General features: G+C 72.5%; 23 protein-coding genes. 11 read left to right on the forward strand and 12 right to left on the reverse strand.

Annotation, left to right across the window (positions count from 1 at the left end; all coding sequences use genetic code 11):
- Positions 1 to 211 precede the first annotated feature (211 nt).
- On the forward strand, positions 212 to 1,828 hold the full coding sequence (locus tag ACIRNI_RS20390) for a serine/threonine-protein kinase (protein WP_403552874.1): 1,617 nt from the start codon (positions 212 to 214) through the stop codon (positions 1,826 to 1,828).
- Between the two features lie 43 nt (positions 1,829 to 1,871).
- Here ACIRNI_RS20390 and ACIRNI_RS20395 read toward each other — a convergent pair whose 3' ends face one another.
- Positions 1,872 to 2,381, reverse strand: coding sequence for a DinB family protein (locus ACIRNI_RS20395; RefSeq protein ID WP_403552876.1), 510 nt, complete (start codon positions 2,379 to 2,381; stop codon positions 1,872 to 1,874).
- Positions 2,382 to 2,397: 16 nt separating this feature from the next.
- Entirely contained in the window at positions 2,398 to 3,261 is an 864-nt protein-coding gene (locus tag ACIRNI_RS20400; RefSeq protein WP_403552878.1) for an alpha/beta fold hydrolase, read from the reverse strand.
- 104 nt (positions 3,262 to 3,365) lie between these two features.
- Between ACIRNI_RS20400 and ACIRNI_RS20405 the strand changes: the two genes are divergently transcribed.
- The gene (locus tag ACIRNI_RS20405) at positions 3,366 to 4,763 is read left to right on the forward strand and encodes an SMI1/KNR4 family protein (RefSeq protein WP_403552880.1); all 1,398 of its coding nucleotides are present in this window, start codon (positions 3,366 to 3,368) and stop codon (positions 4,761 to 4,763) included.
- Positions 4,764 to 4,796: 33 nt separating this feature from the next.
- On the opposite strand, the gene ACIRNI_RS20410 is transcribed toward ACIRNI_RS20405, so the two are convergent.
- Together ACIRNI_RS20410 and ACIRNI_RS20415 are read right to left on the reverse strand one after the other, a co-directional pair.
- Positions 4,797 to 6,152, reverse strand: coding sequence for an FAD-dependent oxidoreductase (locus ACIRNI_RS20410; protein WP_403552882.1), 1,356 nt, complete (start codon positions 6,150 to 6,152; stop codon positions 4,797 to 4,799).
- A gap of 106 nt (positions 6,153 to 6,258) precedes the next feature.
- Positions 6,259 to 6,981: a DUF305 domain-containing protein gene (locus tag ACIRNI_RS20415; RefSeq protein WP_403552884.1), complete on the reverse strand. Its 723-nt coding sequence runs from the start codon at positions 6,979 to 6,981 to the stop codon at positions 6,259 to 6,261.
- A gap of 149 nt (positions 6,982 to 7,130) precedes the next feature.
- Here ACIRNI_RS20415 and ACIRNI_RS20420 point away from each other — a divergent pair, with 149 nt between their 5' ends.
- On the forward strand, positions 7,131 to 8,678 hold the full coding sequence (locus ACIRNI_RS20420; protein ID WP_403552886.1) for an LVIVD repeat-containing protein: 1,548 nt from the start codon (positions 7,131 to 7,133) through the stop codon (positions 8,676 to 8,678).
- Here ACIRNI_RS20420 and ACIRNI_RS20425 read toward each other — a convergent pair.
- The 5 genes from ACIRNI_RS20425 to ACIRNI_RS20445 all read right to left on the reverse strand — a co-directional run bounded on the left by ACIRNI_RS20425 (position 8,651) and on the right by ACIRNI_RS20445 (position 12,493).
- The gene (locus tag ACIRNI_RS20425; protein WP_403552888.1) at positions 8,651 to 9,319 is read right to left on the reverse strand and encodes a TetR/AcrR family transcriptional regulator; all 669 of its coding nucleotides are present in this window, start codon (positions 9,317 to 9,319) and stop codon (positions 8,651 to 8,653) included. The genes ACIRNI_RS20420 and ACIRNI_RS20425 overlap by 28 nt on opposite strands.
- 133 nt (positions 9,320 to 9,452) lie before the next feature.
- Entirely contained in the window at positions 9,453 to 10,145 is a 693-nt protein-coding gene (locus ACIRNI_RS20430; protein ID WP_403552889.1) for an HAD family hydrolase, read from the reverse strand.
- 18 nt (positions 10,146 to 10,163) lie between these two features.
- Positions 10,164 to 10,841, reverse strand: a complete 678-nt coding sequence (locus ACIRNI_RS20435) for a phosphatase PAP2 family protein (protein WP_403552891.1) — start codon at positions 10,839 to 10,841, stop codon at positions 10,164 to 10,166.
- Between the two features lie 76 nt (positions 10,842 to 10,917).
- A complete protein-coding gene (locus ACIRNI_RS20440; RefSeq protein WP_403552893.1) occupies positions 10,918 to 11,853 on the reverse strand; it encodes a M56 family metallopeptidase in 936 nt (311 codons plus the stop codon).
- Between the two features lie 70 nt (positions 11,854 to 11,923).
- Positions 11,924 to 12,493 carry a DUF5134 domain-containing protein gene (locus ACIRNI_RS20445; RefSeq protein WP_403552895.1) on the reverse strand — a complete coding sequence of 190 codons (570 nt, stop codon included), beginning with the start codon at positions 12,491 to 12,493 and terminating at the stop codon, positions 11,924 to 11,926.
- Positions 12,494 to 12,645: 152 nt separating this feature from the next.
- On the opposite strand from ACIRNI_RS20445, the gene ACIRNI_RS20450 reads away from it, so the two are divergent.
- Positions 12,646 to 13,209, forward strand: coding sequence for a GNAT family N-acetyltransferase (locus ACIRNI_RS20450; RefSeq protein WP_403552897.1), 564 nt, complete (start codon positions 12,646 to 12,648; stop codon positions 13,207 to 13,209).
- On the opposite strand, the gene ACIRNI_RS20455 is transcribed toward ACIRNI_RS20450, so the two are convergent.
- On the reverse strand, positions 13,206 to 15,797 hold the full coding sequence (locus ACIRNI_RS20455) for an ATP-dependent Clp protease ATP-binding subunit (protein WP_403552899.1): 2,592 nt from the start codon (positions 15,795 to 15,797) through the stop codon (positions 13,206 to 13,208). The two genes, ACIRNI_RS20450 and ACIRNI_RS20455, sit on opposite strands and share 4 nt — an antisense overlap.
- 140 nt (positions 15,798 to 15,937) lie before the next feature.
- Complete coding sequence (locus tag ACIRNI_RS20460) at positions 15,938 to 16,651, reverse strand: glycerophosphodiester phosphodiesterase (protein WP_403552901.1); 714 nt, start codon at positions 16,649 to 16,651, stop codon at positions 15,938 to 15,940.
- A gap of 411 nt (positions 16,652 to 17,062) precedes the next feature.
- Here ACIRNI_RS20460 and ACIRNI_RS20465 point away from each other — a divergent pair, with 411 nt between their 5' ends.
- From ACIRNI_RS20465 to ACIRNI_RS20480, 4 genes are all read left to right on the forward strand, one after another.
- The gene (locus ACIRNI_RS20465; RefSeq protein ID WP_403552903.1) at positions 17,063 to 18,484 is read left to right on the forward strand and encodes a DUF6421 family protein; all 1,422 of its coding nucleotides are present in this window, start codon (positions 17,063 to 17,065) and stop codon (positions 18,482 to 18,484) included.
- A 29-nt stretch (positions 18,485 to 18,513) separates the two neighbouring features.
- A complete protein-coding gene (locus ACIRNI_RS20470) occupies positions 18,514 to 19,281 on the forward strand; it encodes an SDR family NAD(P)-dependent oxidoreductase (RefSeq protein ID WP_403552905.1) in 768 nt (255 codons plus the stop codon).
- Positions 19,260 to 20,363, forward strand: coding sequence for a threonine aldolase family protein (locus ACIRNI_RS20475; RefSeq protein ID WP_403552907.1), 1,104 nt, complete (start codon positions 19,260 to 19,262; stop codon positions 20,361 to 20,363). The genes ACIRNI_RS20470 and ACIRNI_RS20475 overlap by 22 nt, the downstream gene beginning before the upstream one ends.
- 88 nt (positions 20,364 to 20,451) lie before the next feature.
- Positions 20,452 to 21,051, forward strand: a complete 600-nt coding sequence (locus ACIRNI_RS20480; RefSeq protein ID WP_403552909.1) for a transglutaminase family protein — start codon at positions 20,452 to 20,454, stop codon at positions 21,049 to 21,051.
- 8 nt (positions 21,052 to 21,059) lie between these two features.
- Here ACIRNI_RS20480 and ACIRNI_RS20485 read toward each other — a convergent pair whose 3' ends face one another.
- A complete protein-coding gene (locus ACIRNI_RS20485) occupies positions 21,060 to 21,782 on the reverse strand; it encodes a lysophospholipid acyltransferase family protein (RefSeq protein ID WP_403552910.1) in 723 nt (240 codons plus the stop codon).
- A 234-nt stretch (positions 21,783 to 22,016) separates the two neighbouring features.
- Between ACIRNI_RS20485 and ACIRNI_RS20490 the strand changes: the two genes are divergently transcribed.
- The 3 genes from ACIRNI_RS20490 (at position 22,017) to ACIRNI_RS20500 (ending at position 23,932) form a co-directional block, all read left to right on the forward strand.
- Complete coding sequence (locus ACIRNI_RS20490; RefSeq protein ID WP_403552912.1) at positions 22,017 to 22,349, forward strand: TlpA family protein disulfide reductase; 333 nt, start codon at positions 22,017 to 22,019, stop codon at positions 22,347 to 22,349.
- Between the two features lie 79 nt (positions 22,350 to 22,428).
- Entirely contained in the window at positions 22,429 to 22,944 is a 516-nt protein-coding gene (locus ACIRNI_RS20495; RefSeq protein WP_356648970.1) for a flavin reductase family protein, read from the forward strand.
- 202 nt (positions 22,945 to 23,146) lie between these two features.
- Positions 23,147 to 23,932, forward strand: a complete 786-nt coding sequence (locus ACIRNI_RS20500) for an electron transfer flavoprotein subunit beta/FixA family protein (RefSeq protein ID WP_355367421.1) — start codon at positions 23,147 to 23,149, stop codon at positions 23,930 to 23,932.
- Positions 23,933 to 23,986 lie beyond the last annotated feature (54 nt).

Raw genomic sequence — 23,986 nt, forward strand, 5'->3', positions numbered from 1 at the left:
GCCCCGAACCGCTGCAAGCTCCCCAGCCCTCATACAGCCAGCGAACTACCAGACACCCCACGTGACAAGACCAGCTAACAAAGCACTACTAGGGGGTGTCTTGCCGATCTGTGAGGGGGGGGGAGCATCGCAGGTCAGCGGAGGCCACCGTTTAGGCTGCCGTCCCGGGCCGGCCCGTCGGCCGGTCGGGGACCAGGGGGACGACAGTCGGATGGACAGCACCACCGAGGTGTTTCAGCCGCTCCAGGCGGACGACCCTCCCGTCGTGGCCGGTTACCGCCTGGCGGCCCGGCTCGGCGCGGGGGGCATGGGCCGGGTGTACCTGTCGCACACCCAGGGCGGCCGCCCGGTGGCGATCAAGGTGGTGCGGCCGGAGCTGGCCGACGACCCGGCCTTCCGGCGGCGGTTCCGCCGGGAGGTGGAGGCCGCCCGCCGGGTCAGGGGCGCCTACACCGCGGAACTGATCGACGCCGACACCGACGGCGCACCCCCCTGGCTCGCCACGCTGTACGTGCCCGGGCCGTCCCTCACGGAGGCCGTCGCCCGGCGTGGTCCCCTGCCGGTGCCCGCCGTGCTGTGGCTGATGGCCGGTGTGGCGGAGGCGCTCCAGTCGGTTCACGCCGCGGGGATCGTGCACCGCGACCTCAAGCCGTCCAACGTGCTGCTGGCCGCCGACGGGCCTCGGGTGATCGACTTCGGCATCTCGATCGCCGCCGACCTCTCCTCGTACACGGCCACCGGTTCCACCGTCGGTACGCCCCACTTCATGGCCCCCGAACAGGCGACGGCCGGTGACGTCACCCCGGCGACCGACGTCTTCGCACTGGCCCAGACGGCGGCCTTCGCGGCGCTGGGCGAACCGCTGTACGGGGACGGCATCGCGCCCGTCGTGCTGTACCGGATCGTGCACGAGGACCCCGACCTGTCCCGGCTGCCCGAGCCGCTGCGCCCGCTGATCGCCCGCTGCCTGGCACCCGATCCGGGGGATCGGGCCACGCCGGCGGAGGTCGTCGAGTCGTGTCGACGGCAACTGGACGCGGACGCGGGCGCCGGGCCGGCCGTCTGGCGCGAGGTCACGGGACCCGAGGCGACCGTTCCGGGCCCGGTGCGCACCCCGGTGGCGCGTACCCCCGTCGCGCCGTCCACCGCACCCCTGACGCTGTCGGTGCGGCCCGCCCGGCGGTCGGCGCCCGCACGGCGGCGTACCGCGCTGATCACGGCCGCGGCCGTGACGGCGGGCGCTCTGGTGCTGTCGGGTCTGACGTGGCTCGCCGGAGACCGGTTCGGGCTCGGCGAGCGGGCCCCGGAAACATCCGCTTCGACACCCGGCCCGGTGAAGTCCGCCCGGTCCACGGCGCCGCCGCCCAGCGCCCCGCCGACCGCCGCCGGCTCTCACCGGGACCGGGCGTCGCGGCCCGCCCCGAACGCCTCCCCGGCGGCGGGAGCGGACGTGCTGACCACCGCGTGGCTGGATGAGAAGAACTCCCTGAGCCTGCGCGAGCCGATGTTGCGTGATGACCGTACGGGCGACATCCGCCTCGACTGCGAGGACGACGTCGACTGCGCGCTGCGGAGCGACACCAGCGTGTTCCTGCAGATGTTCAACGGAAAGGCCGCTTCCCTCGAGGTCTGCCGTCACCTCCTCACCGGCGCCTCCGGCTCCGCGTACCGCACCTGGTCGCTCACGGTGGCGGACGACGGCACCGAGTTCTGCGTCAAGAACGCCTCCGGCGACATCGCGGTTCTCACGATCCAGGTCAAGCAGACGGCCCTACGGGAAGCCGCCTTCCTGCAGGTGGGCATGAAGGTCTGGAAGAAGGCGGCCTGAGAGGCGTCGACAGGAGGTGGTGGCCCGCTGGAGCCGCTCCGCTTCAGCCGCGCGGTGGGGTGGTGCCGAGCACTTGCTCGCGGAGGATGTCGGCGTGGCCGCAGTGCTGGGCGAGTTCCCGCAGGACGTGCAGGTAGACCCACCGCAGCGGCAGCGGACCCCGGCGGTTGCCCCGTACGACGTCGTCGAGAGCGAGCTGCGCCGTGGCTTCGCGCGAGGCCCTGCACGCCTGCCGGTAGGCGTGCTGGACGGAGGCGATGGTGTCGGCGTCGTCCAGGTCGAAGGACTCGTCAGGTGTGGCGGGAATGCCGATGTCGGCGCGGGACCGGCAGGTGATCGCCTCGTCGAACCAGACCTTCTCGACGAACGCGGCGTGCTTGAGCAGCCCCAGCAGGGTCGTCTTGGAGGCGACCAGCGACCTGCGGGCCTGCTCTTCGGTGAGCCCGTTCAGGGTGTCGTGCAGCGCGGATCGGTGCTCGTCGAGGAACGCCTCGAACTGATCGCGGAACGCTGCGTGGAAAAGGGCCGGTTCCAATGTCGGCGGGATCGTCATGACCTTCCCTCGGTCGTTAGCGGGCGTGGGCCGTCAAGGTGTGCAGGATGGCCTCGGCGTGTGTCCAGAGCAGGGATCCCGCGGTGGTGGGAACCAGGTGCCGGGTTGCGGTCGGGATCATCCGGGTGAGCGATTCACCTCGGTCCGGAGAGTGGACCGGGCTGGTGTCCTGCTGTCCGTACCAGAGGTCGACAGGGACGGTGATGTCGGCGGGGTCGAACGGCCAACGGCCCATCGCCAGGACGGTGTCGCGGGCATAGCCTGCCGGGCCCTGGCTGAACGCCTCGTCCATCGCGCGCCGGAAGGCATGCTGGAAGACCGGGTCGGTGTAGACGGCGCGATCGGCCTCGGGGCTCGTGGTGATGATCAGATCCCACAGTGCGTCGGCGCTGCCGAAGCCCGCGAAGGAGGCCTCGGCGGCGTCGGGGTCGGCTGCGACGGCGTCCACCATGTCCCTCACCTGCGGAGGCAGGGAGTGGGCGAAGCGAGCATGGGCGAGTTCGTCGCTGCCCGACACGACGGCCACCGCGTTCACCAACCCGTCGACCGCCAGCGCGAGCGCGAACGGCGCCCCCTGCGAGAACCCCACCGCCGACGGCGCTCGCAAGGACCGCTCCTGGAAGAGGTGGCGGATGTCGGCGGCCCAGCTGCTCAGGGTGCGTCCGGGGGCGGGGTCGGAGGCGCCGAGACCGGGCCGGTCCACGCTGATGAGCCGAATCCCGGCCGAGTCGACGACGCCGCCGCCGAAACCGAGCCACCGGCTGGTGGCCGCCCCCGGGCACAGCAGCACCGGGGCACCATCGACCGGTCCCCATTCCGCCCAGCCCAGGACTCGACCGTCCAGAAGTCGGGTCAGCCCGAGCCGCGCTGGTTCCCCCACGCCGTAGTCCATAACGAGATTGTCCTACACGGCAGCTCGGCCTCGGGGACAGGGCAGGCAGAGCCCGTGGAAGTCGACCTCGGCTTCACGGTTAGGGTCGGTCCATGAGCGAGCCGATCTTCGTCCCCTCCCTGCAGGCCCTGCGTTCCTTCGAGACGTGGGCTCCGCTGATGCGCGCGTGGGCCGGCGGGGTCGAGGTGGGGCGCGAGGGCGGGGACGTACGCGTGGCCGGTGCCGTGGGCCGGGACGGCTGGGCGTCGTCCTCCGGGACCCGGCCGCGCGGGCGGGCTTCGGCTGCCGAACGTGCAGCCGTTGAGCGTGTGCGGGACGCGCTGGTGGTGGCGGGTGTGGAGTCCGTGACGTTCTCCGCCCGGATCGCTCCCTCGGGGAGGACCCGGCTGCGGGTGATGGGCCCCAGCCCCGCCGTCGAGTCGGGACCGGGGAGTGGCGGAGCGCTGCTGCTGGTCGAGGGCGCCGTCCCCGAGCCGTGGCGGCGGCTGCCCGACCCCGCCTCGGCCGCGCGGCCGAGGCGGTCGGCGGATCCGGCGGCGCTGGAGCGGCGGTTGCGTGAGCGGCTCCCCGGCGCCATCGGGGCCCGCGACGAGGAGATCGCCGCCGCCGAAGCGCGTCTCGGTCTGCCGCTGCCCGCCGAGTTGAAGGCCCTGTACCGGGTCGTGCGGGGCCGGTGGGAGGACTGGGAGGGAGACACCCGGGCCGGGGACGCGGTGTACGAGACCGTCGGCTGCGAACTCCTCCCCTTGGACGCCGTGTACGTGGCCGACGCCGCGTCCCGGCCGGCCCCGTGGCGGTTCGCCGCCTGCGAGGCGGTCGTCACCCCGCCCGACAGCGCCGTCCAGGGCCTCGTCGGCTCGCCCGGCTGGATCGTGTTCGGCGACAACGGCGGTGGCGACCGGCTCGCGGTCGACCTGACCCCGGGGCCCGCGGGCCGGACGGGTCAGATCGTGATGCTGAGCCACGAGGAGTTCCTCGGAGCCGAGTTGATCGCCGACTCGCTCACCGACCTGGTCCGCGGGGTCGAGCCGCGGGGCCGCCGGCGGAACCGGCCCCGCGGGCGGGGGGAGGGGTCGGCCGTGGCCCACGTCAACGTGGCACACCTACGGAGCGTCGAGGCCGCCGCGCATCCCGACCTGGAGGTGCTCTGCATCGGGGTGTGGGACGACCCGCCGGTCGATCTCACCCCTGTGGTCGGTCTGCCGCGCCTGCGGACCCTCACCGCCTATCCGGGCACCCTCGCCGATCCACGGCAGATAGGCCGCCTCACCGGGCTGGAGTACCTGGAGGTCGGACCGGCGGAATGGCGGACCCTGCTGGACGCCGGTGCCGTGCCCCGCAGCCTGGCGGCCGCCGGCATCACCACGCACGGCCTGCGGGACCACGAGCGGCTCGTCGACCTCTCGAACGAGATCCTGGCGCTGTGGGGCCGGCCTCCGATCGTCAGCACCGTCGTCGACGGCGACCTGGGCTCGCTGCCGTCGTCCTGACCGTGGCGCGGGCCTCCGTATGCCGCCCGAGGGCTACCCGCTCACCCCCGCGGCCCCCAGCAGCTCCGCCCAGTCGGCGATCTTGACCGTGGAGCGCCCCAGGGTGCGGCCGAGCGCCGCCTCCGCCTGCTCGATGGAGAGCCACCCGGGCCACTCCACCGGCCGGAGCCCCCAGCTCCGCAGCGCGGCGAGCGGGTCGTCCGCCACCGGGCGGCGGAGCAGCAGCGCCGCGTCGTCCAGGAGCGAGGTGGCCGTCTCCTTGGCGCAGGGCCGGTTCGTGCCGATCACGCCTGTCGGGCCGCGCTTGATCCACCCCGCGACGTACTCGCCCGGCGACGGAGCGCCGTCCCGCAGCACCCGCCCCGCCGCGTGCGGCACCGTGCCGCGCGCGGCGTCGAACGGCAGGCCCTCCAGCGGCACCCCGCGGTACCCGACCGCCCGCAGCACCAGCTGGGCCTCGACGTCCTCGTACGCGCCGGTCCCGCGCACCCCGCCCGCGCCGTCCGGTACGGTCCGCTCGAAGCGCACCCCGGCCACCCGGCCGCCGCGCTCCAGCACCTCCACCGGGCGCAGGAAGAACCGCACCCGGATGACCCGCTCCCGCGGCTCCCACGCGGTGCTCTCCGCCCAGGCGCGCACCACCTCCACATTGCGCCGGTTGACCGCCGGCAGCCCCGCCGGGTCCGCGTACGCCGGGTCGAGTGCCAGGTCGGCGGGGTCGACCTCCACCCGGGCCTGCGGCATCGCGCCCAGTTCCCGAAGCTCCTTGGTGGTGAACTTCGCCTGCGAGGGCCCGCGCCGCCCCACCATGTGCACCTCGCGCACCCGGCTCGCCGCCAGCGCGCCCAGCGCCGCCTGCGGCACATCGGTGGGGTGCAGCTCCTGCGGGCCCCGGGCGAGGATCCGGGCCACGTCCACCGCCACGTTCCCGACCCCGATCACCACCGCCGAGCGGGCGGCGAGCGCGACGCCGAAGCCGTTCTCGGCGGCGTCCGGGTGGGCGCTGTACCAGGAGACGAAGTCCGTGGCCGAGTAGCTGCCCGGCAGGTCCTCGCCCGGCACGCCCAGCTTGCGGTCGCGCGCCGCGCCGACGCAGTACACGACCGCGTGGTACAGCTCCAGCAGCCGCTGCGGCGTCACGCCCCGGGGGCCGACCTCGACGTTGCCGACGAAGCCGATCCGCTCGTGCTCCAGGACCGTGCGGAGGTTGTTCTGCAGGGACTTGATCTTCTCGTGGTCCGGCGCGACCCCGTACCGTACGAGCCCGTACGGACAGGGCAGCCGGTCCAGGACGTGGACGCGGACGTCCGGCACGCGGGTCTGCTCCACCAGCCACTGGGCGGTGTAGACCCCGCTCGGACCGGACCCGACGACGGCGATTCGAAGCACGGCCGCGCTCCTTCCCGCAGGGATTTCCAGCATCGCACCGCCGCGCCCGTCGCGGGAGATGCGCGCGCCATCCGGGGCCCCGGCCGTCGGCGCGGACGGCGCGCGCTCACATGGAGCGCATCCGGTTGATCTCGGCGGTCTGCTGCGCGATCACGTCGTTCGCCATCTCCTCGACCTGGACGTTGTTGCCCTCGGAAAGCACCTCCGTGGCCATGGTGATCGCGCCCTGGTGGTGGGTGATCATCAGCTTCAGGAACAGCTCGTCGAACGCCGCGCCGCGCGCCGCGCGCAGCTGGTCCAGCTGGGCCTCGGACGCCATCCCGGGCATGGAACCGTGGTCGTGCCCGCTGTCCGGTGTGGGGCCCTTGTTGTTCTCCAGCCAGCCCTTCATCGCGTCGATCTCCGGCCGCTGCGCCGCGGCGATCCGCGCCGCCACCTTCCTCACCTGCTCCGACGCGGCCTGCTCCGGCGCGAGCGCGGCCATCGTCAGCGCCTGGCCGTGGTGGACGATCATCATGCGGGCGTACGTGAAGTCCGCCGTGTTCGGCCTGTCGTCGGGGAGCTCCTTGGCGGCCTGCTCCGGCGACAGCGTCCTGGCCGGTTCGCCGGGCTTCCCGGGTGCCACGACCACCCCGCCCCCGCCCCCGTCCGCCTTGGCCTGCGCGCGGTCGTCGGGCCGCGTCGGCGCCGACTCGCAGGCGCCCAGGGCGAGTACGGCGGCGAGGGCCGCCACGGCGACGGCGGATCCTCGGACGGGCGCGGCACTGGTGCGGTGCGAGCGGTGCAACACGACGAACCTCCAAGGGCACGTGGGCCGGCCGGTGGTCATCCTGCCCCGGGGCGGCCCCTTCGCGCGCCCCCCGGTCGACAACTTTCCTCAACGACGGCGTAGGGCCTCTGTTGAGATGTGCATGCAAAGCAACATACTGCCGGGGTCCGCAACCCGTTCACCTCCGAACGGACCCAAGGGAGGACCCAGTGACCTCGTTGCGCACCACTCACGCGCGGCGGCGCAGACGTCTCGCCGTGGCCACCGCCGCGGCCGGACTGCTCGCGACCCTGCTGACGGCCGGTCCCGCGGCCGCGACGCCCGACCCCGGCGACGTGCCGGCCGCCCCGGAGAGCGTCTCGGCGCACACGGAAGCGGAAGTCCGGGCGGCCATCCGCAGCGGTGAGATACCCGGCGTGGACCAGGTGGTCCACAGCGCCAACATCACCCACCTCGCCAACGTCCCGCACGACGCCTTCACCGGCATCAACTCCGACCTGGCCTTCCAGGGGAAGTACGCCTTCTCCGGCAACTACGACGGCTTCCGCGTCTTCGACATCAGCGACCCCAAGGCACCGGTCAGCGTCGCCCAGGTCCTCTGCCCCGGCGCCCAGAACGACGTCTCCGTCTCCGGCGACCTGCTCTTCCTCTCCACCGACTCCTCGCGCAGCGACAGCTCGTGCAGCAGCACCTCGCAGCCCGCGACCGAGAAGTCCTCCTGGGAGGGCATGAAGATCTTCGACATCAGCGACGTCCGCAACCCGCGGTACGTCGCCGCCGTCGAGACCGCCTGCGGCTCGCACACCCACACGCTGGTGCCGGAGCGCCGGAACGTCTACGTCTACGTCTCCTCGTACGCGCCCAGCGCCGCCTTCCCCGACTGCCAACCGCCGCACGACGGCATCTCGATCATCAAGGTGCCGCGCAAGGCGCCCGAGAAGGCGGCGGTCGTCAACTTCCCCGTGCTCTTCCCGGGTGAAGGATCCGACGGCGGCGGCAACCCGGGCGGCCCCACCAACCCGGGCGTCTCCAAGACGACCGGCTGCCACGACATCACGGTGCTGCCCTCCAAGGACCTCGCCGCCGGCGCCTGCATGGGCGACGGCATCCTCATGAACATCGAGGACCCGGAGAACCCCAAGGTCATCGACCGCGTCCAGGACAACGTCAACTTCGCCTTCTGGCACTCGGCGACCTTCAACCAGAAGGCGAACAAGGTCGTCTTCACCGACGAGCTCGGCGGCGGCGTCGGCGCCACCTGCAACGAACGCACCGGGCCGAACCGCGGCGCCGACGGCATCTACGACATCGTCGGCAAGGGCGACCAGCGCAGGCTCGTCTTCCGCAGCTACTTCAAGATCGACCGCCACCAGGCGGACACCGAGAACTGCGTCGCCCACAACGGCTCGCTCATTCCGGTCAAGGGCAGGGACATCATGGTCCAGGCCTGGTACCAGGGCGGCCTCTCCGTCTGGGACTTCACCGACTCGGCCAAGCCCAGGGAGATCGCCTACTTCGAGCGCGGCCCCCTCACCACCGACAAGCTGACCACCGGCGGCTCCTGGTCGGCGTACTACTACAACGGCCACATCTACTCGAACGACGAGCGCAAGGGCTTCGACGTCCTCCGGCTCGACGACCGGCGCACGGACGCGGCGCAGCGGGTGCGGATGCACGAGCTCAACGTGCAGACGCAGCCGGACTACTTCGACGACTACGACGAAGACGACTACGACGAAGACGGCGGTGACGACTGACCATCCGCCCGGTCCCGCGTTCCGCCGGACGGCCCGTCGTCCGGCCCGCCGTCCGGCGGAACGCCTAGCTCCCAGTCCAGCCCGTACCGCTGGAACAGCTCCGCGCGCAGCCGCGCCCGCGGCATCGGCGCGCCCGGCAGCAGCACCGCGAAGACCGCGCCCATCAGCAGCGCCCGCAGCAGCGGATAGTCCGCGTCCACGTCCCGCACCCCGTAGCGGGCCACCGTGTCCCGCAGCAGCGCGGCCAGCCGCTGCTGCTCGGGACACTGCACGAACCCCTCCGCCTGGAGGATCCCCGCCATGTGCGTACGCATCAGGACCGGCCGCTCCACCGCCAGGTCCAGGATCGCGTCGATGGCGCGCGCCAGACGCTCGCGGCCGTCGTCGGTGCGCGGCTCGCGCTCCAGGGCCGCCTCCAGCGTCAGGTGCATCAGCCGGTGCACCGCGGACTGGAGGAGCTGGCGCTTGCCGGGGAAGTAGTACGAGACCAGCCCGCGCGCCGAGCCCGCCCGGTCCGCGATGTCCGCGAGCGTGGTCGCCTCGTAGCCCCGTTCGCCGACCAGCTCCACCGTCGCCTGCAGCAGCCGCTCCCGGGAACGCCGCCGCAGTTCTTCATTGACCGATGCGCTCCGCGGGGACATGCTTTAACTCCTGCGTTGACTGGCTCTCAGCCAATATACTCAGGGCATCCTCGCGCGACGCCCCTGCGGCCGTCCGGCGGGGGGTGGTGCCATGCGGACCGGGCGACGCGGGGGATCGTCCGGTCCGCATGGCCTACAGCAGGTCCAGCACCGGGCGCAGCGCCGTCGGCCGCTCACGCGCCGGCAGGTGGTCCACGAAGTGCACCGCGCAGCCGACGTCCGCCGCGCCGCCGTCCGCAGAGCGGTCGTCGCCCACCATCAGTGCGTGCCCCGGCTCCTGCCCCAGCGCCTCGCACGCCGTCCGGAACAGCCGCCCGTCCGGTTTCTGAACCCCGTGTTCGTACGACAGGACGTAGGCGTCCACGAAGCGGTCCAGCCCGTGCGCGCGGAACACCGGGCGCAGGTCCCAGCCGACGTTGCTGACCACGGCGACGCCGACGCCGCGCTCACGCAGCGTGGCGAGCACCTCGCGCGCGTCCGGGTACGGCTCCCAGGCCTCCGGGGTCATGTGGCGGTCGTACAGCGCGTCGTACAGCACCGGGTCGGGCAGCTCCACCTGGCGCGCCAGAGCCGTGTAGAGCGTGCGGTGGTGGTCCGCCGTGACGTCGCGGGTCGCCCACTGCTCCGCCAGGTGCTCCGGGACGCGGTGCGGGGCGCCGCCCCCCGGGAGGGCCCCGGCGGCCTCCAGCTCCTCGGCCCAGCGGGCGACGGCGGCGGGCGGGGCGGTGATCCCGGAGGCCTCCAGGACGGTGCGCAGCCAGCGCTCGGCCGGCTCGATGCGGAACAGGGTGCCGGAGAAGTCGAAGAGGACGCAGCGGATCGTCATGCCGGGATCCTTGCCCGGTCAGCCCCGGCGCGACAACACCGTCCGTTCGTACCCCAGGACGGCGACGGCCACCAGGCAGGCGCCGAGGAGCCAGCCGCCCACGACGTCCGTCGCCCAGTGCACCCCCAGGTACACCCGGGTCAGCCCGACGCCCGCCACCGACACGGCACCGGCCACCGCGACCACGCGCCACGCGCGGGTGCCGGGGCCCCTTCCGTACCGTGCCAACAGCCACAGCAGCAGCCCGAAGGTGAGCGCCGCCGTCATCGCGTGCCCGGAGGGGAAGGCCGCGAAGTGGGCGGTGTCCACGGGGTCCCGCCACTGCGGCCGGTCCCGGCCGACCACCGTCTTGAGCGTCTGCTGGACGGCCGCCCCGACCACGCTCACCGCCCCCGTCCACACCGCAAGGAGACGCTCCCGGGCCCACCAGAGCCACACCACGGCCAGCGCCGTCAGAGCGCGCATGGTCCAGGGATCCCACACCCAGTCGCTCAGCACCCGGTTGACGCGGGTGAGCACGGGGCTCCGCACGGCCGAGTCGTGCAACCCGTCGGCCACGGCCCGGTCGAAGGCGACCAGCGGAGCCCATTCGACCGCCACCAGCACCAGCAGCACGCCCGCGAGGGCGCCGGATCCCAGCGCGGCGGCGGAGGCGGACGGGGTGCGTGTGGGCGGAGGGAGTGTGGGGGAGCGCATGCTCTGATCCTCCCCGACAACCGGGACCCTTAACAGGGCGCTCCCGCCTCGGCCCTGCCCCCACCTTCGCCCCGCCTCACCCGAGTGCCCGGAGCGCCGGGATGAACGCCACCAGCACCGGCACCACCGGCACCAGCGCGGCGGCCGCCGTCAGCCGCAGCCGGCGGCCGGCCGTGAGGCGGGGGGTGGCCGCCAGCAGCCGGTTCACCCGCTGCGGCAACTGGGCGTCCGGAGCGGGGCCCGGGCCGAACACGCCCCGGTGCTCGTTCAGTTCCACCAGCGCCAGCGCGATCGTCAGCCGTCCGTACCGCCGCGACGCCACGTCGTCGGCCGCCAGCTCCACCAGCCGGTGCATCTCGTCGCGGAACGCCGCGAACACCGGCACCTGCGGAAATCCCGTGGCCAACGCCGCCGAGCAGTGCAGCAGCCAGTCGTGCCGGGCGCGCGCGTGCCCCTGCTCGTGCGCGAGCACCGCATCGAGCTGACGCCCCTTCAGGCGACGCAGTGCGGCCGTGGTGACGACGAGCCGCGGCTCGGCGCCCGGCAGCCACCAGGCGTCCGGGCGGTGGCCCTCCAGCAGCACCAGAGGTTCCTCGTACCTCTCCTCGCCCGGCAACAGCGGTGCCCGTACGAGGAGTTCGGCGCGGCGTCGGCGGCGGCGCGCCCGGGCGCGGCGTACCTCGCGCGTGAGCATGGCGGCGCTCCACAGCCCGCCGCAGGCCAGCAGTACCGCCAGCACGGCGGACCACGGGCCGTGCTCGGCCAGGGCGTACGCCTCCACCACGCCCCGCGGCGCCGGGGCGAAGACATGCCCGCGCACCGCCTGCCAGGCGGCCGCCGCGCTGAACGTCATCGACAGGCCGAAGCTCACCAGCACCGAGGCCACCACGCACTGCCACACCCACAGCGCCACCACCGGTGCGCGCTCCGCCCAGTCGGCCCGGGCCAGCAGCCGCGGGGACGCGCATGCGGTCAGAACGCCGAGTGTGAGCAGCGTGAGGGAGACCACCATGGGCCTCACCTTATGAGCGCGCCTTACCCATCGGTACGGTCTCGCACGCCAAGTGACGCACGCCACGGTTTCAGAGCGACAGCAGCATCGCCAGCATCGCCAGCCCCATGGACACCCGGCAGGCGAGCACCGGCCCGGGCACACCACCCGCGGCCCCACCGCCCGGACCCGCCCCCGGTACCAGCGCCGCGACCGGCACCGCGGCCGGGGCCAGGCTGGCCCCGGCCCTCAGGACGTACACCGTGTAGTACGCCAGCAACGCCCCCGTCAGCAGGGGTATCCCGCCGGGGGCTCCGTGCCCCGCGTGCGCCCCGCCGCTCCCGCCGGCCATCGCCACCGCCATGTACACCATGGCCAGCGACCCGACGAGATGGTGCAGATGACCGGCCCCGCCCCTCGGGGGTGCCGCCCACCACAGGGCGTGCAGCGACGCGGCCCCGAACACCACCGCGTACACGGGCCAGGTCCCCGGCGCGGAGAAGGGCACCGCCATCGCGGCCATCCCGAAGCCCATCAGGGCCTCGCCCGCCGCCGCCGTACGCTCGGCACCGGCGCAGCGCCTCACGCGCGCCAAGCAGTACGCGCCGGTCACCGCGCACAGCGCCACCAGCAGCCAGCCCGGCATCGCGGCTCCGTGCACGGCGTACCTCCCCGTTCGACGAGACGGCTCCGGGGAGGCTGCCCGCACCGCCGCGGGCGCATACGGGCGCAGAGTCGTACGAGGGGAGCGCGCGAGGCGCGTCACCCCTCCGGGTTACCCTCGCACGCGGAACACCCGTACCGAGGAGGGTCATGGACACCGCACCGCCGCAGGACGCCCGGGAGCTGACCTATCGCGACGCCGTCGAGGCCGACGTGCCCGCGCTCGTCGAGCTGGTGCAGTCCGCCTACCGCGGTGACAGCAGCCGCGCCGGCTGGACCACCGAGGCCGACTACCTCCAGGGGCAGCGGACCGACCCCGAGGGCGTACGCCAGATCATCACCGCGCCCGCCTCCCGCCTGCTGACCTTCGAGCGCGACGGCGGGATCATCGCCTGCTGCCACCTCGAACACCGCGGCGACGCCGCCTACTTCGGCATGTTCGCCGTCCGCCCCGGCCTCCAGGGCGGCGGCCTCGGCCGGCGGATCCTCGCGGAGGCGGAGCGCCTCGCGGTCGCCGAGTGGGGCGTGCGCGAGATGCACATGACGGTGATCTCGATCCGCGAGGAGCTGCTCGCCTGGTACGAGCGGCGCGGCTACCGCCGTACCGGAAAGATGAGCCCCTTCCCGTACGAGGACGAGCGGTTCGGCGTGCCCCAGCGCGACGACCTCCAGTTCGAGCTCCTGGTCAAGGAACTCCCCACTCCCGTCGACTAGGACGGCCCCGGCTCGGCCGGTTCCTCCGTGCGGAACGCCAGTCGGCCGTCGGCCACGCCGACCCGTACCCGCGCGCCCGCCGGGAGGCGGCCGTCCAGCAGGAGCCGGGACAGCTCGTTGTCCACCTCGCGCTGGATCGTGCGGCGCAGGGGGCGTGCGCCGTACTCGGGCTGGTGACCGCGGCGGGCGATCCAGTCGACCGCGTCCGCCGCGAACTCCAGCGTGATGTCCTGGGCGCGCAGCCGGCGCCGCGTCTCCTCCAGCAGGAGGTCGGTGATCTGCCGCAGCTGCTCCTCGTCGAGGCGCCGGAAGATGACGATCTCGTCGATGCGGTTGAGGAATTCGGGGCGGAAGTGCTCGCGCAGCGGCCGCAGCGCCCGGTCGCGCATCGCCTCGTCCTCCGCCTCGGTGTCCGTCGCGCCGAAGCCCAGCAGGCCGCGGCCGGTGCCGATGGCGTCGGAGCCGAGGTTGCTGGTCATCACGATGACCGTGTTCTTGAAGTCGACGGTGCGGCCCTGCGAATCGGTCAGCCGCCCGTCGTCCAGCACCTGGAGCAGGATGTTGAAGACGTCCGGGTGGGCCTTCTCCACCTCGTCGAGCAGCAGCAGCGAGTACGGGTGGCGGCGCACCGCCTCCGTGAGCTGTCCGGCCTCCTCGTGGCCGATGTACCCGGGGGGCGCGCCGACCAGGCGGCTCACCGTGTGACGCTCCTGGAACTCGCTCATGTCCAGGCGCACCATGCGGTCCTCGCTGCCGAACAGCGCGTCCGCCAGCGCCCGCGCGAGCTCGGTCTTGCCCACGCCGGTCGGGCCGAGGAAGAGGAAGCTGCCGATGGGCCGGCCCGGGTCGGCGAGACCGGCCCGCGAGCGCAGCACCGCCTGCGAGACGGCGGTGACCGCCTCGTCCTGGCCGATGACCCGCTTGCGCAGGTGGTCCTCGAGGCCGAGCAGCCGCTCCTTCTCCTCCTGGGTCAGGCTGCTCACCGGGATGCCGGTCTGCCGGCTGACCACCTCGGCGACGTCCTCGGCGGTGACCTCCAGGACCCGCCCGTCCCCGGCCGCCGGTTCGCCGCGACCCGCCTTGATCCGTTCCTCGATGTCCTGGATCCGGTCGCGCAGCTCGGTGGCCTTCTCGTACTGCTCCGCCGCCACCGCCTGGTCCTTGTCGCGCACCAGCTGCTCGCGCTGGCGCTCCAGGACCCGGATGTCCGCGTCGCCCGAGTTGGCGCGCAGCCGCACCCGTGCGCCCGCCTGGTCGATGAGGTCGATCGCCTTGTCCGGCATGAACCGCTCGGTGATGTACCGGTCGGACAGTTCGACGGCCGCGAGCAGCGCCTCGGGCGCGTACCGGACCTGGTGGTGGGCCTCGTACCGGTCCTGCAGTCCGCGCAGGATCTCCAGCGCGTCCTCGGGGCTGGGCTCGGGCACCAGGATGGGCTGGAAGCGCCGGGCGAGCGCCGCGTCCTTCTCGATGTAGCGGCGGTACTCCTCCATCGTCGTGGCGCCGATGACGTGCAGCTCGCCGCGGGCCAGGGCGGGCTTGAGCATGTTGCCCGCGTCCATGGAGCCGCTCTCCGAGCCGCCGCTGCCGCCGCCCGCGCCGACGACCGTGTGGAGCTCGTCGATGAAGACGACGAGGTCGTCCGTGTGGGCCCGGATCTCGTCGATGATCGCGTTCATCCGCTCCTCGAAGTCGCCGCGGTAGCGGGTTCCGGCGACCACGCCCGACAGGTCCAGCGCCACCACCCTGCGGTCACGCAGCGTGTGCGGGACGTCGCCCTCGACGATGCGTTGCGCCAGCCCCTCGACGATGGCGGTCTTGCCGACGCCCGCGTCGCCGATCAGGACGGGGTTGTTCTTGCCTCGCCGGGAGAGCACCTCGACCGTCTGCTCGATCTCCAGCTCGCGGCCGATGACCGGGTCGATCCGGCCCTCCTTGGCCATGTCGGTGAGGTCGCGGCCGTACTTGTCGAGGTTCGGGGTGCTGCGCTGCGGCAGCGGCCGGTGGTCCACGCCGGAGTCCGACCATCCGCCGGGCGGCACGCGCGGGGCGCCCGACGTGCCCGGCACGGCACCGGGGTCGAACCGGGCCTGCGTCAGGATGCGCCCCGCCGCCGAGTCGGGGTTGGCGGCGAGCGCCGCGAGCACGTGCTCGGGGCCGATGTAGGAGGCACCGGTGTGCCGGGCCAGGTCGTGGGCGTCGAGCAGCGCGCGCTTGACCGCCGGGGTGACGGCGATCCGCGACTGCGGAGGCCCCTCACCGGCCGTCCGGTCGATCTCCGCGACCAGCGCGTCGGGGTCGGCGCCCGCGCGGGCGATCAGGTCGCGGGTCGGCTCGGTGGTCAGGGCGGCCCGCAGCAGGTGCTCGGTCTCCAGGTCCGGGCTGCCGTGTTCGGCCGCGTACGAGGCGGCGTCGCCGACCATCCGGCGGGCCGGCTCGCTCATGAGCCGGCCGATGTCGATGTACCGGGGCCCGGACCGGCCCGATCCGGACGAAGACGATGATGTTCCGCCGCCGAAGAAACGGGCCAGGAACTCGCTGAAGGCGTCGGGGCCGAAGCCTTCCGGGCCCATGAAGCCGCTGCTCATATGTGTCCGTTCCGTCCGTTCCGGTGTCCTGGGTGGCTGGGACACCTCGCGGGTTCCCGAGCGCATTTCGGTTACACCTGTGACGAACGGGACCGCAGCGGCCGAGGGGCGCCGTGCGCGGCGAGCGCTCAGGGGTGACCTCAGGCGGTGAACCGGCTCGTGCGGCGGATCTCCGGGTGGTCGGTGGTCACCCCGTCCAGCTCCAGGGCGCGCGCCAGTCGCAGGTGCTGCTGCGTGTTGACCACCCAGCCGATGATCCGCAGCTCCGCCTCTCGCGCCCGCTCGGCGGTCTCCAGGGTCAGCCGCCGGATGTTCAGCGCCAGCGTGGCGGCGCCCACGGCCCGCGCCCGGTCCACGATGTTCGGGGTGTCCGCGACGGCCGCCTGGGTCGGCGCCTCCCAGCGGCTGGCGATGAGCACGGTCCGTACGCCGGGCACCAGCCGGGCGATCTCCGCGACCGCCTCGTCGTGGAAGGACGACACCTCGACCCGGCCGGCCAGGTCGCGCCGGTGCATCACCTCGGCGAGCACGCGGGCCGCCGCCACGTCCTTGATCTCCGCCTGGAGCGGCGCGTCCACCGCGTCCAGGACCTCCTCGAAGACGGGGATCCGCTCGCCCAGGCCCGCGTCGAGGGCGCGCAGCTCGTCGAGGGTCTTGTCGGCGATCGGGCCGGTGCCGTCGGTCGTACGGTCGACGTCGGCGTCGTGCATGACGACGAGCGCCCCGTCCTTGCTCAGATGGAGGTCGAGCTCGATGGCGTCCATGCCGACGCGCTCGGCGCGGCGGAAGGAGCGGAGGGTGTTCTCCGGCTCCACACCCATGACCCCGCGATGACCGATGGTGAGGAAACTCAAGATCTTCTCGCTTCCGTCGAGGGCCGGGAGCGCGGCCGGGCTCCGAGTCGCCGCCGCGCGGCACGGTCGCAGCAGCCTAACGGCCGCCCCCTGGGGCGGAACCGGTCGCGCGGGGGCGGAATGGAGTAGGCCGCTTCCCCTTCCGTGCGCCCCCGGCGCACCCGCCCTCACCCGTACGTGGGCGTGCCGTTCCGGCCGTCGCGGACGGGGCAGGGGCGGTCGTGGCCGGAACCGGCCCCGGGGGCGTACCGCCGTCCGGCGCGTGATGCCCCCGCCCACACCCCCTCGGACAGGAAAAACAGCGGCGGCGACGGGGGGTCGGCAGGATAATTTATTCTTACTCCCCTTGTGGCGGAGAACCGCCCATGGATACGGTGCCTTAACGCGAGGTTCTCCCGTGGAGGAAGAGTGATGACGGAAATTCTTGTGCAGGACGCTGCCGGTGGTGCTGTAGCCGCCGACGCCGGGGCGGACATCCGGCCGGACGCCAGGGTGATCGACCACCCTGCCTGGCCCGCGCTCAAGAATGCCGTGGAAGAGATCCGCGCCTGGCAGTCCGCCGACGGCTCCATAGACCTCGACGCCGAGGGCGCCCCCGCCCGCGCCGCGGTCGACGCCGCGCTCGACCGCGTCACCGCCGCCGTGGAGCAGCTGTCGCCGCTGCTGCCGCACGACGCCGCGTACCACCGCGCCGCCGTCGCCGACCTGCGCAAGTGGGCCGCGAGCGGCTACGCCGTGCCCGACTTCCTGGACTCGCTGCTCGCGTTCCAGCCCGCCGCCCAGCGCGTGGACGGCCGCCAGCACCTCGTGCTGTTCCCGATGTACACGCAGAACGGCAACCCGGACCGCAACCTCGAAGCCGTCGTGCTGCGCATGGTGTGGCCGGAGTGGCTCGCCGAGCTGGAGGCGACCCGCTACGACAACCCGCTCTTCTGCGGCATCACCTTCGAGGACTTCACCGCCGGGTACGACACCCACTCGGCCGTCCTCTTCCCGGAGACCATCGCCGTCCGCGAGGCCCCCGAGCGCTTCAGCTGGGGCGGCATCTTCTGCGACCGCGAGGCCGCCCGCTTCCGCCGCGTCACCGAGGCGGCCGTGGACATCCTCGGCATCGACCTGCCGGACGACATCCGCGAGATGCTCGGCGACCAGGAGCGGTGCGAGAAGGCGTTCGTGCTCTGGGACATGGTCCACGACCGCACCCACAGTCACGGCGACCTGCCGTTCGACCCCTTCATGATCAAGCAGCGCCAGCCGTTCTGGATGTACGGCCTGGAGGAGCTGCGCTGCGACCTCACCGCCTTCAAGGAGGCCGTGAAGCTGGACGCCGAGGGCAACGCCCACGGCCGCGACGTGCAGTACGCCGTGCTGTTCGACCGGATGTTCCGCTTCCCGGTCTCCGGCGACCGCAACCGCAACTACGACGGCCTCGGCGGCCAGCTGCTCTTCGCGTACCTCCACAAGCACGACGTGCTGCGCTGGACCGACAACACGCTGAAGATCGACTGGGAGCGGGCCCCGCAGGTCACCAACCAGCTGTGCGCGGAGATCGAGAAGCTCTACCGCGACGGCATCGACCGCCCCAAGCTCGTCCACTGGTTCGCGGCGTACGACCTCGTCTCCACCTACCTCGCCCCGCACCCGGGCTCCCGCTGGGCCAAGGGCCCCGACGCCCTCGACCTGAGCCTGCCGCCGCGGAAACTCGTGGACGACGTGCTTCCGGACGAGTTTCCGCTCAGCATGTTCTATGAGGCGCTCGCCAAGAAGCTCAAGAGCGTGATCGCCTCCGCCAAGGGGATCACCGCGCAGAGCGCCGAGCAGGTCGCCGCGTGAGCTCTCGTACGGAGGAGGAGGCGACGCCCATGAACGGCAATGGGAACGGCAACGGCAACGGTGCCCTCGAAGGCGCGGTCATCGCGGTGGCCGGAGCGGCGGGCCCGGCCGGGCGCGCCACCCTGCTGCGGCTGGCGGCGGCGGGCGCGACGGTCGTCGGCGCCGACTACGACCCCGAGCGCCTCGCCGAGGCGGTCGACGCCGCCCGGTACATGCACGGCGGCGCCACGGTCACCGGCGACATCGTCGACCTGCTCGACCTGAACGCCACGCGGGAGTGGGCCGACAAGACCGAGAAGGAGTTCGGCCGCATCGACGGCCTGGTCCACCTCGTCGGCGGCTGGCGCGGCAGCGCCTCCTTCCCCGAGACGAACCTCGCCGACTGGGACCTGCTGGAGCGGCTGCTGATCCGCACGGTCCAGCACACCTCGCTCGCCTTCCACGACGGGCTGCTGCGCAGCGACCGCGGCCGCTACATCCTGGTCAGCGCCGCCGGCGCGACCAAGCCGACCGCCGGCAACGCCGCGTACGGCGCCGCCAAGGCGGCGGCCGAGGCGTGGACGCTCGCCCTCGGCGACGCCTTCCGCAAGGCGGGGGGCGAGGAGGGGCCCAAGGCCGCTGCTGCCATCCTGGTGATCAAGGCACTGGTGCACGACGCCATGCGCGCCGAGCGCCCGAATGCGAAGTTCGCGGGCTTCACGGACGCCAAGGACCTGGCCGACGCCGTCGCCGGGCTCTGGGAGAAGCCCGCCCAGGAAGTGAATGGACAGCGCCTGTGGCTGACCCCCAAGCCGTGATCCACGCCGTGACCCCCGGCACGAAGACCGATGCCCGCCGCCACCACGACCCGGGTGTACGGGGCTTCGCCAGCGACAACTACGCAGGCGTCCACCCGGAGATCCTCGCCGCGATCGCCCTCGCCAACGGCGGCCACCAGGTCGCCTACGGCGAGGACGTCTACACCGAGCATCTCCAGCGGGTCATGCACAGCCACTTCGGCCCGACCGCCGAGGCCTTCCCCGTCTTCAACGGGACGGGCGCCAACGTCACGGCCCTCCAAGCGCTCACCGACCGCTGGGGCGCGGTGATCTGCGCCGAGTCCGCGCACATCAACGTGGACGAGGGCGGCGCGCCGGAGCGCATGGCCGGGCTGAAGCTGCTGACCGTCCCCACCCCGGACGGCAAGCTGACGCCCGAGCTGATCGACCGGCAGGCGTTCGGCTGGGACGACGAGCACCGCGCCATGCCGCAGGTCGTCTCGATCACCCAGAACACCGAGCTCGGCACCGTCTACACGGTGGACGAGATCCGCGCGATCGTCGAGCACGCCCACGGCCTCGGCATGAAGGTCCACCTCGACGGCGCCCGGATAGCCAACGCGGCCGCGTCGCTGAACGTCCCGATGCGGGCGTTCACCAACGCGGTCGGCGTGGACGTCCTGACCTTCGGCGGCACCAAGAACGGCATGATGATGGGCGAGGCCGTGGTGGTCCTCAACCCCGACGCGGTCCGCCACATGAAGCACCTGCGCAAGATGTCGATGCAGCTCGCCTCCAAGATGCGGTTCGTGTCGGTCCAGTTCGAGGCGCTGCTCGCCAAGGACCTGTGGCTGCGCAACGCCCGGCACGCCAACGCGATGGCGCAGCGCCTCGCGGAGGGCGTGCGCGCGGTGGACGGGGTGGAGATCCTCCACCCGGTCCAGGCGAACGCGGTCTTCGCGCGGCTGCCGCACGAGGTGACCCTGCGGCTCCAGGAGCGCTTCCGCTTCTACTTCTGGAACGAGGCGGCGGGCGACGTCCGCTGGATGTGCTCCTTCGACACCACCGAGGACGACGTCGACGCCTTCCTGCTGGCGCTGAAGGAAGAGATGGCACGCTGAGCGCTGCACCTCTGAAGTAGTGCATAAAAATGCGATCGGCCGGAAATTCATTGACTTCCGGCCGATCGCTTCCTTAGGGTCTGTGGGTATGGAGCTGATGCAGCACACCCCGGAGCTCTCCGCCTACCTCGCCGTCGACGACGCCATCGATCATGAGCACGCACGGGTGCGAGGCATCGCGGCGCGGCTTACCGTCGAGCACGCCGATGCATATTCATACGCCAAGGCCGCCTTCGAATTCGTCCGCGACGCCGTCGCCCACTCCGCCGACGTCGACGACCCGCGCGTCCCGTGGCGCGCCTCCGACGTGCTGGAGCTGCGCGTCGGGACCTGCTACGCCAAGTCCCACGCGCTTGCCGCGCTGCTGCGCGCCCGCTCCATCCCCACCGCCCTGTGCTACCAGCGGCTCACCGACGAGGACGGCACCAATCCCGTGCTGCACGGCCTGATCGCCGTCCGGCTGCCCGGCCGGGGCGCGTGGGCACGCCAGGACCCGCGGGGCAACACCCGGGGCCTCGACGCCCAGTTCGTCCTCGACCACGAGCAGCTGGCCTATCCCGTACGCCCGGAGTTCGACGAGGTCGACTACCCGGTGCTGTACGCCGCACCGCACCCGGTCGTGCTGAACGCGCTGCGGGTCGCCCGCGACCGGGAGTACCTGTGGAAGACGCTGCCGACGGAGCTCTGAGCCGCTGGTCAGCTGGCTTCGCGCACCTCGGCCGGCGTCGGAGCCGTACCGCCGAGATGGGCCGGCACCCACCACGTGTCGCTCGCGTCCTTCGGCCGCACCGGGTAGGCGCGCTGCGCCGCCTCCAGCAGCTCCTGCACCCGCTCGCGCAGACGCCGCGTGATCGCGCCCGCGTACTGGTCGGTGGGCGCCTCCACCGGCTCGCCGACCCGGATCGTCACCGGGATGTGGCTGCGCTTGAAGTTGCGCGGCCGGCCCTTGGTCCACAGCCGCTGGGTGCCCCACAGCGCCATCGGGACCAGCGGCACGCCGGCCTCCTGGGCCAGGCGCGCCGCGCCCGACTTGAAGCTCTTGAGCGTGAACGACTGCGAGATGGTCGCCTCGGGGAACACCCCGATGATCTCGCCGGCGCGCAGCGACTCGAGCGCGTGGTGGTACGCGGCCTCGCCCTGCTCGCGGTCGACCGGGATGTGCTTCATCCCGCGCATCAGCGGCCCGGAGATCTTGTGCCGGAACACCGCGTCCTTGGCCATGAAGCGCACCAGGCGCTTCTGCGGCAGCGCCGCGAGACCCGAGAAGATGAAATCCAGGTAGCTGATGTGGTTGCTGACCAGCACAGCCCCGCCGCTGCGCGGGATGTTCTCCGAACCCTGAGTGTCGATCTTCAGGTCGAGCGCCTTGAACATCGTGAGAGCGGCGCCGATGACCGGCCGATAGACGAGTTCTGCCACAGGAGAAGACCCTTCTTCGTCGATGCCTGGGGAGGTTCTCCCGGCGGAAGTTACGCAGCCGTAGGTATCCGGCATGGGGCAGATCGTGCCGCATGTCCGCCCCACAGGCCAGTCCTGGCGCCGCCGGAAGAGGAGATTCTTGTCACGTCGTGGCCGCTCACCAGGGCTGTGGGAATCAGCGCGGGCCCGTTCGGCGCTGCACGGGACGGCGGCGTCGGACGAAGGGCGGAAGCGGTGACGGACAACGTGGAGGGCGTGGAGGGCGTGCTGGGTCCCGATGAGCTCGGAGCGGCCCTGGGGGAGAGGGCCACGCTCGTGCAGTTCTCCAGCGCCTTCTGCCAGCCCTGCCGTGCGACCCGGCGCGTTCTCGCCGAGGTGGCGGGCATGGTCGCGGGCGTGGCCCATGTCGAGATCGACGCCGAGGAGCGCCTCGGGCTCGTCCGCGCCCTGGGCATCGCCAGGACCCCGACCGTGCTGGTGCTGGACCGCGCGGGCCGGATCGTGCGCAGGGCGGCGGGCCAGCCGCGCAAGGCCGATGTCATCGCGGCCCTGGGCCACGCGGTGTGACCGGCCGTGACGCATCTCGCACCTACTTCGCGGAGTCTGCCTTGACCGCACCCGCCGCGCATCGAAAGGCTGGCGTCCCATGACGGCCCCGTCCGAACTCGACGTTCCTTCCCGGCAGCAGCATGCCGACCCCGACCTCCTCCGCTCCGTCTTCCGGCGGCACGCCGCGGGTGTCGCCGTCATCACGGCGCACGGCGAGCGGCCCGTCGGCTTCACCGCCACCTCCTTGACCTCGGTCGCCGCCGAGCCCCCGCTGATCTCGTTCGGTGTGGGCACCTCGTCCTCCAGCTGGCCGGTCCTGGCGGAGGCCGAGCACATCGGCGTCCACATCCTCGGCGAGCACCAGCGGGAGCTGGCCGCCACCTTCGCGCGCAGCGGCGCCGACCGCTTCGCCCCGCCGACGCGCTGGTACCCCGGCCCCGAGGGCGTACCCCTCCTCGACGGCGTACTGGCCTGGCTGGTGTGCCGCGTCGTGGCCCGGGTCCCGGCCGGTGACCACCGCATCGTCGTGGCCCAGGCGGTGGCCGGCGATCCGGACGGCGCGGGGCGGCCGCTGCTGTACCACCAGGGGCGGTTCAGCGGGCTGCGGGACTGAGGGATCCTGTACGTACACCCCGGTTACTCAGCGTTGGCAAGGTCACAGTTCAAAGCGCTTGCTTACTGGGAAGGCACTGGGTGTACTGACGAGTAATATTTCGTCCGGGGCGGCCGCCGCCCCGAGCGGAAACCGTCCCATCAGGCGCCTATGCTGCGTGCAACAAGGCAGCCCAGTTATGACGATGTGTAGGAGAGCCGGCGTGAGCTTGAGGATCGTTGTCTGTGTGAAGTACGTGCCCGACGCCACCGGCGACCGGCACTTCGCCGATGACCTGACCGTCGACCGCGACGACGTCGACGGCCTGCTGTCGGAGCTGGACGAGTACGCGGTCGAGCAGGCGCTGCAGATCGCCGACGAGGCCGACGACGCGGAGATCACGGTCCTGACGGTCGGCCCCGAGGACGCCAAGGACGCGCTGCGCAAGGCGCTGTCCATGGGCGCCGACAAGGCCGTCCACGTCGAGGACGACGACATCCACGGCTCGGACGTCATGGCCACCTCGCTGGTGCTCGCCAAGGCCATCGAGAAGACCGGCTACGACCTGGTCATCTGCGGCATGGCGTCGACCGACGGCACCATGGGCGTCCTGCCGGCGATCCTCGCCGAGCGCCTGGGCGTCCCGCAGGTCACCCTGCTCTCCGAGGTCTCCGTGGAGGACGGCACCGTCAAGGGCCGCCGCGACGGCGACACCGCGTCCGAGCAGCTGGAGGCGTCCCTGCCGGCCGTCGTGTCCGTGACGGACCAGTCGGGCGAGGCCCGCTACCCGTCCTTCAAGGGCATCATGGCCGCCAAGAAGAAGCCGGTGGAGTCCCTGGACCTGGAGGACCTGGAGCTCGACGCCGACGAGGTCGGCCTCGAGGGCTCCTGGACGAAGGTCGACTCGGCGGCGGAGCGTCCGGCCCGCACGGCCGGCACCGTCGTCAAGGACGAGGGCGAGGGCGGCAAGCAGCTGGCCGAGTTCCTCGCGAGCCAGAAGTTCATCTAGGGCTCGCGCGAGCCACTCACCCGCCCCCTGATTCTTCGCATCGCAGGAGATTGA

The organism is Streptomyces sp. NPDC093546 (assembly GCF_044765045.1).
Lineage (GTDB): Bacteria > Actinomycetota > Actinomycetes > Streptomycetales > Streptomycetaceae > Streptomyces.